Source organism: Streptomyces sp. NPDC049687 (genome assembly GCF_044465285.1).
Lineage (GTDB): Bacteria > Actinomycetota > Actinomycetes > Streptomycetales > Streptomycetaceae > Streptomyces.
Genome location: NZ_JBITLN010000035.1, coordinates 1 through 8830 on the forward strand (window position 1 = coordinate 1; position 8830 = coordinate 8830).

9 protein-coding genes are annotated in these 8830 nt (G+C 68.2%); all 9 read right to left on the bottom strand.

Translation table 11 applies throughout. The features are described from left to right. Positions 1–164: 164 nt before the first annotated feature. Entirely contained in the window at positions 165–1226 is a 1062-nt protein-coding gene (locus ACIBVL_RS43085; RefSeq protein WP_399106736.1) for a lysophospholipid acyltransferase family protein, read from the bottom strand. Positions 1227–1240: 14 nt separating this feature from the next. Further along, positions 1241–2314 carry an NAD-dependent epimerase/dehydratase family protein gene (locus tag ACIBVL_RS43090; protein ID WP_399106738.1) on the bottom strand — a complete coding sequence of 358 codons (1074 nt, stop codon included), beginning with the start codon at positions 2312–2314 and terminating at the stop codon, positions 1241–1243. Between the two features lie 296 nt (positions 2315–2610). After that, a complete protein-coding gene (locus ACIBVL_RS43095; protein WP_003948845.1) occupies positions 2611–2709 on the bottom strand; it encodes a 30S ribosomal protein bS22 in 99 nt (32 codons plus the stop codon). Between the two features lie 161 nt (positions 2710–2870). After that, positions 2871–3083: a helix-turn-helix domain-containing protein gene (locus ACIBVL_RS43100; protein ID WP_051781202.1), complete on the bottom strand. Its 213-nt coding sequence runs from the start codon at positions 3081–3083 to the stop codon at positions 2871–2873. A gap of 129 nt (positions 3084–3212) precedes the next feature. Further along, positions 3213–4028, bottom strand: coding sequence for a phosphatase (locus tag ACIBVL_RS43105; protein WP_399106741.1), 816 nt, complete (start codon positions 4026–4028; stop codon positions 3213–3215). Positions 4029–4214: 186 nt separating this feature from the next. Continuing rightward, the gene (locus ACIBVL_RS43110) at positions 4215–5387 is read right to left on the bottom strand and encodes an acetoin utilization protein AcuC (protein ID WP_399106743.1); all 1173 of its coding nucleotides are present in this window, start codon (positions 5385–5387) and stop codon (positions 4215–4217) included. Next, complete coding sequence (locus tag ACIBVL_RS43115; protein WP_399106745.1) at positions 5338–6552, bottom strand: MFS transporter; 1215 nt, start codon at positions 6550–6552, stop codon at positions 5338–5340. The genes ACIBVL_RS43110 and ACIBVL_RS43115 overlap by 50 nt, the downstream gene beginning before the upstream one ends. Positions 6553–6612: 60 nt before the next feature. Beyond that, positions 6613–7365, bottom strand: coding sequence for a VC0807 family protein (locus ACIBVL_RS43120; protein WP_399106747.1), 753 nt, complete (start codon positions 7363–7365; stop codon positions 6613–6615). A gap of 69 nt (positions 7366–7434) precedes the next feature. Continuing rightward, positions 7435–8079, bottom strand: coding sequence for an HAD family hydrolase (locus tag ACIBVL_RS43125; RefSeq protein ID WP_399106749.1), 645 nt, complete (start codon positions 8077–8079; stop codon positions 7435–7437). Positions 8080–8830: the final 751 nt, after the last annotated feature.

Sequence of the window (8830 nt, forward strand, 5' to 3'; positions counted from 1 at the left end):
GGCTGCACACCTACAATCACCACCGCGGACACACCGCGCTCAAAGGCCAACCACCCGCCAGCCGCGTCCCCAACCTCACGGGTCAATACACCTAGCACCACTACGGCGATGGGGGCGCCCCTCCTTTTTGAGGAGGGGCGCCCCCATCGCCCTATCGAGTTCCGTCAGAAGAACACCGACCGCCGCTGCACCAACAACTTGTACAGCGTGTGCTGGATCTGCTCCCTGACCTGGTCCGTCAGGTTGAACATCAGCATCGGGTCCTCCGCCGCCTCCGGCGGATAGCCGTCCGTCGGAATCGGCTCCCCGAACTGAATCGTCCACTTGGTCGGCAACGGGACGGCACCGAGCGGACCGAGCCACGGGAAGGTCGGCGTCAGCGGGAAGTACGGGAAACCGAGCACCCGGGCGAGCGTCTTCGCGTTGCCGATCATCGGGTAGATCTCCTCCGCCCCGACGATCGAGCAGGGGATGATCGGAGCGCCCTGGCGCAGCGCGGTCGACACAAAGCCGCCCCGCCCGAACCGCTGGAGCTTGTAGCGCTCGCTGAACGGCTTCCCGATGCCCTTGAAGCCCTCCGGCATCACCCCGACCAGTTCCCCCGCCCCGAGAAGCCGTTCGGCGTCCTCCGCGCAGGCGAGGGTGTGCCCGAGCTTGCGCGCCAGCTCGTTGACCACCGGCAGCACGAACACCAGGTCGGCCGCGAGCAGCCGCAGGTGACGGCCCGCGGGGTGGTGGTCGTGGACGGCCACCTGCATCATCAGGCCGTCCAGCGGCAGTGTCCCGGAGTGGTTGGCGACGATCAGCGCCCCGCCCTCCGCCGGGATGTTCTCGACGCCCTTCACCTCGACCCGGAAGTACTTCTCGTACACCGGCCGCAGCAGCGACATCAGAACCTGGTCGGTGAGCTCCTCGTCGTACCCGAAGTCGTCGACCTCGTAGTCCCCCGTGAGCCGGCGCCGCAGGAAGGACAGCCCGCCCGCGATACGCCGCTCCAGGCCCCCCTCGCCCCGCGCGTCTGTCGTCACAGGAACATCATCCTGCGCAATCGCCCTGGTGGGCAGGGGCTGGACCTCTCCGATCTCACCGGCCTCACCGATCTCACGGACCGGTGCGGGCTCGCCGTTCGTGCGCCGGCTCCCCCCGCCGCGGCGCCGCGGGGGCCGCGCCGCGGCACCCCCACGGGTCCGGTCGTCGTCGAACGGAATGACCTTGGCGTCCGCCATCGTTGATGCGCTCCTCAGTTGGCGCTCGGCGTCGGGGAGTGGGCCGCGGAGTGACCGCTGCGGGCCCGGGGCAGCGCGGCGATGCGGTCGACGGCGTCCGCGACGGCCTCGGGGGGCAGCAGTCCGGGACCATGGCTGCGGGCGAAGTCCGCGAAGGTCTCGGCCGTCGTGTACTTCGGGCTGAACCCGAGCGTCTCGCGCATCTGCGCGGTCGACACGACCCGCCCATGGGTCAGCAGCCGGATCTGCTCGGGCGAGAAGTCTGTCATCCCCAGCGTCCGCACCAGCGACCCCGCCCAGGTGAGGGCGGGCAGCAGCAGCGGCACGGTGGGCCGCCCGAGCCGCCGCGAGCACTGCGACAGCAGCAGCACGCCGTCACCGGCGATGTTGAACGTGCCGCTGTTGAGCGTGCCCCGCTCCGGCTCGTGCGAGGCGATCCGCAGCACCTCGATCACATCGTCCTCGTGCACGAACTGCAGCCGAGGGTCGTAGCCGAACACGGTGGGCAGCACGGGCAGCGCGAAGTACGAGGCGAGCGGAGTCTCGGCCGCCGGCCCGAGAATATTGGCGAAACGCAGCACGCACACGGCGACATCGGGCCGGCGCCGCGCGAACCCGCGCACATATCCCTCCACCTCCACCGTGTCCTTGGCGAACCCGCCACTGGGCAGCGACTTCGCGGACGTGGTCTCGGTGAAAACGGCGGGATCCCGGGGAGCGGACCCATACACATTCGTACTGGACTTGACCACCAGCCGCTTCACACTGGGCGACTTCTGACAGGCGCCGAGCAGCTGCATGGTCCCGATGACGTTGGTCTCCTTGACCATGGTCCGGCTGCCGCTGCCCAGCGCGGTGGCCGTCACGTCCAGGTGTACGACCGTGTCGGCGCCGGTCTCGGCCAGCACGCGCGCGATGGTGGGCTGCCGGATGTCGGCCTGGACGAACTCGGCACCGCCCAGATGGTGCTCGGGCCGCACGGCGTCCACCCCGACGACACGATCGACGTCCGGGTCACGCTGAATCCGTCGTACGAACCGGCCCCCCAGCTGACGGGCCACTCCGGTCACGAGCACGACCTTCCCCAAGACCAGCGCCTTCCTCTCGTCCGCACTGATGCACTGCTCGTACCCTGCCGCGTTCCCCGTGTGCGGGCCAACCTATCGGGTCGATGTTGCGCTGTGATGACCGCCCGACGCACGAAGTGACCGGAACCCTTGGTCATACGACCAGATCAGCGTCGCGGCCCGTCCAGACATACGCACGCCGTTCAGCCCACCGCACATCACCCGGATATGCGTGTGGCCCCCCGGCCGGCAGAACCGGCTGGAGGGCCACACCATGCTTCCGCGGCTCGCGTCGAGCGAAGCGGTAAGGACTGGCCTTACTTCTTGTTACGACGCTGAACGCGCGTGCGCTTGAGCAGCTTGCGGTGCTTCTTCTTGGCCATCCGCTTGCGCCGCTTCTTGATAACAGAGCCCACGACTACCCTCGCTCACTTCTCATCACTCGGTGTTTGGGCGCCATGGGCCCATACGACCTACGAGGGGCCAGCCTACCCGCCCGAGCGCTGAGGTCGTAATCGAGGGCGCCGGAGGGGTCCGAAGGTGCCCTTTACCGCTGTTGCCGACCCCTCCGCCACCGTCAGGCGGTCTCCACCCCCACATAACTCTCGCGGAGGTACTCGTGTACCGCTTGCTCGGGGACGCGGAATGACCGCCCCACCCGGATCGCGGGCAGATGACCGCTGTGCACCAGCCGGTACACGGTCATCTTCGACACTCGCATCACCGAGGCGACTTCCGCCACGGTAAGGAACTGAACCTCGTTCAGAGGCCTTTCGCCTGCTCCAGCCATGACACACCTGAACCTTCCGCACTCGACGGCCACCGGCTTCCCCTTCCGGTGACTCTTCGTCGTTGCGTGCTCACTCCCCAATGTAGGGGCGGGTGATGCGAGTGGGGAAGAGGTGCACCCATCGCAGGCCTACTGTGACAGACACGCTCGATTGAGTACGTAGCGGGTCAGCGGCAGGTAGTAATCGGACCGCGCACCGTCTTCAAGTGGAACGGCGACGGAGACGACTCCCTCCGCCTCCCCCACGAACACCGCGGGGTCGTCGGTGTCGGCCGGCCCGATGGCCTCGAACCCCAGCTGACCTGCCCCGCAGACCCACCCATGATCCCCGATCACAAGATCCGGCAACGGCCACCCCTCCTCGAGGGCCGCGCCCAGCGCCACCCGAACCGGCAGCGGCGAGTGACTGTGCACAGGGGTCGCACAACCGGCGCGTTCACCGCCGTCCCCCCGAACAACCCCAACCCCTCGGACGTAGTCGATCTGGCACGTGCGTAGACCGAACCGGGTCGTTATGTCGACACAGCGACCCTGCGCCGGGGTGAGGACAGTACATCCCACCGCCGACAAAGCGTCCGCAAGCCCGGCGTAGAAGCCGAGCAGCCGATGCGGATGCCCGGTCCCGAACAACACGGCCCCACCACGCTGGGCAACCGCCCCCACCCGTTCGCCGAAGGCATCAAGCGCGGCAACGGTCCGCTCGGGATCAATCACATCCTGCCCGGAAACACACCGGGGATCGGCCGAGACCCCGCACTTCGCAGCCATCAACGCGACCAACTCCCGCTCCCCCCAGGCCCCCCGGGGATCCACCCCGATCAACACCCGAGGATCCCGAGCGGCGAACGCCCGATAACTGCGCAGACTCACCTCCCGCCCTGTCCCCACCACCCCAGCCAGCCCCGCCCTCACGAGATACGCCCGAATCCCACCGTCACTCAACACCCCGACAACCCTGACACCCCACCCCCACACCCACCCCCGAACCCCGCCAACACCCCCCTCCCGGCCTAAGCCCCCTCTCCTCCTCACCCCGCCGAGGTCCAGAGGCGGAGGCCCTGGGGGGCGACGGGCGGGGCCCCTGGGAAGGGCCCGGGCGGCGGGGGCGAGAACTCCCCGACCGCTCAACCCCTACGCCAACAGGCCCCGCAGCGGAAACACGGCCCGGCGAGTGGCCAGCACAGCCTGATCCAGCCGGTCCGCGGGGTCGTACCCCGACTCCCATCCCGCCCACTCCACGGGCCACCGCCCATCCGTCATCCGCACCGGTCCCAACTGCCGCGTACGAGCGAACACATCCTGCCGCCAGCTCTCCGGAATCACCGTCTCCGGCGCCACAGGCCTCCCCGCCACGATCCCCACCAGATGCGCCCACGACCGCGGCACCACATCCACCACCGCGTACCCGCCCCCGCCCAACGCGACCCACTTCCCCCCGGCGTACTCATGCGCCAACTCATGACACGCCACCTGCACCGCCCGCTGCGCGTCCAACGACACGGCGAGATGAGCCAACGGATCCTCGAAATGCGTATCGGCCCCGTGCTGGGTCACCAGCACATCCGGCCGGAAGTCAGCGATCAGCTCCGGCACCACCGCATGAAACGCCCGCAACCACCCCGCATCCCCGGTCCCCGCCGGCAACGCCACATTCACCGCCGCCCCCTCCCCCGCCCCCGCCCCGGTCTCCTCCGGCCACCCGGTCTGCGGAAACAACGTACGAGGATGCTCGTGCAACGAGATCGTCAGCACCCGCGGGTCCTCCCAGAACGCGGCCTGCACCCCGTCCCCGTGATGCACGTCCACATCCACATAGGCAACCCGCCGCGCCCCCAGCTCCAACAACCGAGCGATCGCCAACGACGCGTCGTTGTAGATGCAGAACCCCGACGCACCCCCGGGCATCGCATGATGCAGCCCACCCGCGAAGTTCACCGCGTGCAGCGCGTCCCCCCGCCACACCGCCTCCGCGGCCCCCACCGACAACCCGGCGATGACCGACGACACCTCATGCATTCCCGCGAACGCGGGATCATCCATCGTCCCGAGCCCGTACCCCGCGTCCGCCGCCGCCGGATCCGCCGAAGCCGCCTTCACCGCCTCGACGTAGTCCCCCCGGTGCACGAGCCGCAACGTCGACTCCCCAGCGGGCTTCGCCCCTACGACCTCCACCTCCCGGTCGAGCCCCAGGGCACCCACCAACCTCCGGGTCAGCTCGAGCCGGACCGGATCCATCGGATGCTCCGGACCGAAGTCATAGCCCGTTACTGCCTCGTCCCACATCAGCTGTGCGCGGCCGCTCATGCCCGCCACCGTATCGGTCCGGTTGAGCGGCGAACGACCGGGCGTACACCAATGTCACCAGCACCAACACCATCGGCACCACCATCGCCCCCCGATAGCTCCACGCGTCCCCCAACGCCCCCACCAACGGCGACCCCACCAGAAACCCGACGTAATTGAAGACATTGAGCCGGGCGATCGCCGCATCCGAGGCCCCCGGAAACAACCTCCCCGCCGCCGCGAACGTCTGCGGCACCAGCACACACAGCCCCAGCCCGACCAACGTGAACCCACCCATCCCCACCCAGGCCCCGGGCGCCCCCGCCACCACGGCGAACCCCACCGCCGCCACCAGCGCCCCCAGCCGCACCACGGCCGCCGCCCCGAACCGCCGCACCCCGAAGTCCCCGATGGCCCGCCCCACCAACGTGGTCACCATGTAGACGTTGTACGGAACCGTCGCCAGCTGCTCCGAGCTCCCCAGCACGTCCTGCAGATACTTCGCGCTCCAGTTGGAGACGGTCGAGTCCCCGATATAGGCGAAGGTCATCACCAGACACAGCGGCAGCAGCAGCTTGAAGACCAGGCCCCCACCCCCGGCGGGCGTCTCCTCCTCCACCACCCCGGCATCGCCGTCGACGTACCACCGACTCCCCACCAGCACGGCCGGCAGCAACACCGCGACGACCGGCAGATACGACACCCACAGCGCGAGATGCCAGTGCGCCCCCACCCACGCCAGCGAGGCCCCCGCAATCCCGCCCAGGCTGTACGCGGCATGGAAACTCAGCATGATGCTGCGTCCGTAGGTCCGCTGCAGACTCACCCCGAGCATGTTCATCGAGGCGTCCAACGCCCCCACGGCAAGCCCGAAGACGGCCAGGGCGAGCCCCAGCACCGCCATCGAGTCGCCCGCCCCCACACCGAGCAGCGCCAGCAGCACCACCGGCTGGGACCAGCGCAACAGCCGGCTGGCCGGTATCCGCTTCACCAACTGCTCGGTCGTCACGCTCCCGACACCGGCCAGCACGGGCACGGCCGCGAGGAAGACGGGCAACAGGGCGTCCGAGACGCCGTACCGGTCCTGGATGGCCGGAATCCGGGTCACGAGCAAGGCGAACGCGGCCCCCTGCGCGAGGAAGCTGAACGCCAAAGAGGCCCTACCGCGCCGCAGCACTTCTGTCATGGCGGCGAGCGTAGGGCCCCGGCGTACTCGTGGGTAGATCCAGCCAAAGATGAATTCCCCTCAGCTTTGTCGGCCGACAGCCGCCAGACCCGCCACGGCCCGCTCCCGCACGCCCTCCTGGACCTTCTCCTCGGCCCCGCTCCAGGCCTCGACCTCGGCGGAGATCATGCGCCCCATCGGCTCGGCGGCGAGCCCACCGCCCACCACGATCCCGACCCCGATCGCGACCACCATCACCACGGACCCGAGCCACACCATCGTCTCCACCGGCACCGTGTACGCCCCCACGACCCTCAGGACGCACTCCGCGAGCAACGCCCCACCCCAGACTACGGAGAAGGCACGTTCAGCGCGCAGGAAGGCAGCGGAACCCTCCGCCCGGCCACCGGCCAGCCGCTCCCAGGCGGCCTCCCTGGCCGCGTCGCCCTTCAGCAGGAACGGCTTGAGCCCGGCGGTCATCATCGGCTTCCCCAGCGCCACGGAGACCAGGACCCCGATGCCGATCGTGCTGCTGACCGCACCGTCCTTGACGAGCATCAGCCGCGGGTCCCCGGAGACGAAGCTGAGAAGCAGCCCCACGACGTTCACCACGAGGATGAGCCCGGCGAGCCCGTTGACCTTCCGCTCCTTGGCCACGCTCCACACGGTCCGCACGGCCGGCACCACGCTGCTCCAGGCGAGCGCCGCGAACGTGCTCATCCCGAAGGCACCCTTGAACAGGTAGTACGACCCGAGCGGCACCGCCACATCCACGATGAGCGGGGCGAAGGCGTTCTTCTTGTGCTGCTTCGTCTCGTGCTGGTTCGTCGTCATGCCCCCAGCTTCGCCGTCGGCGGGGGTCCCCCGACAGAAACGGCCGTCAGCAGCTTCGCATGACAAATGTCAGGCCAGCAGACCGGCCAACTCACCCATACCGGCGAAGAGTTCAGTGGCCCCCACCAGCTTCTCGGCGGGCGTCATCGCGGTGAACCCGTACACGTCCATCCCGGCCGCGACAGCCGCGCGCACCCCCAGCGGAGAGTCCTCCACCACGGCACACCGCTGCGGAGCGACCCCCATCCGCTCGGCCGCGTACAGGAACAGATCCGGAGCCGGCTTACCCTTCCCGACGTCCTGAGAACTGAAGACGCGCGCCTCGTCGAACCACCGGTCGAGCCCCGTCGTCCGATGCCCCACCCGAATCCGCTCATGGCTCCCCGAGGACGCCACACAGTACGGCACCTCGTCCACTGCCAGCTTCTCGAGCACGTCCACCACGCCCGCGACGGGCTCCAGTTCCCTCTCGAAGGCCGCGAACACCCGCTGATGGAAGACATCGTCGAACTCCGCCGGCAACCGCTCCCCGGTCCGCTCCAGAACAAGATCATGAACCCGGTGCATCGCGGACCCCATGTAGTCCCGGATGGAGTCCTCGTAGGACGTCGGGTGCCCCAGCTCGGTCAGATACGCGGCCAGCAGCCGGTTGGAGATCGGCTCACTGTCCACGAGGACACCGTCGTTGTCGAAGATCACCAATTCGTAGCGCATGTCTAGACCCTAAGAACTCGTAACACGATCTTGCTGGCGTGGAGGGGCTTGTCGGGGGGCGTTGTTGAGTTGGGTGCCGCTCCCGCAGCCGCTGCCAAGGTTCACAGGCTTCGCCGGAGTCATGCCGGGATGAAGCTCGGCCACCAAGGTGGGACGTTGCCCGGGCACAACGGGGCGGGGTAGGAGTCCGGCATGCCGAGCCATGTGACAAGGAACCAGGTGAACCACAGGGTGAAGATGAGCCCTGCAGTAAGGGCTGTCCTGCGATGACGTCTTCCGAGGGTGCTGTGCAGGATCACCCACGGAACCGCAGCGGCGATCCATATGAGAGGCGCAAGGAACAGCAAAGTCATGCCATTGGTTACGCCGTTGCCGATGTCACAAGCAGCCCATGCATTCCCAATCGCAGCAGTGGACACCACTGCGGTCAGTCCACCGAAGAGGACCCCAAAGCCAGTTCCTCTCAACCCGCGGCTCGGAGGAGTCGACGGCTCTGTTCCCACGATCATCTCCCCTCCTCGCCGTAGATGCGGAGAGTACCAACGTTCTGAAGCAGCCTGCTGGTGTCCTGGCCGGAGGCAGTAACGGCTCGATCAGCGTCCACAACTCATCGTGCGCCCCACCAGCACCCTTTCAACAAGATCCTGTGACGAGCTCTAAACGCAGAAAACCCCCGCACCGAAAGGTGCGGGGGTTTTCCCAAAGATTGTTCGGCGGTGTCCTACTCTCCCACAGGGTCCCCCCTGCAGTA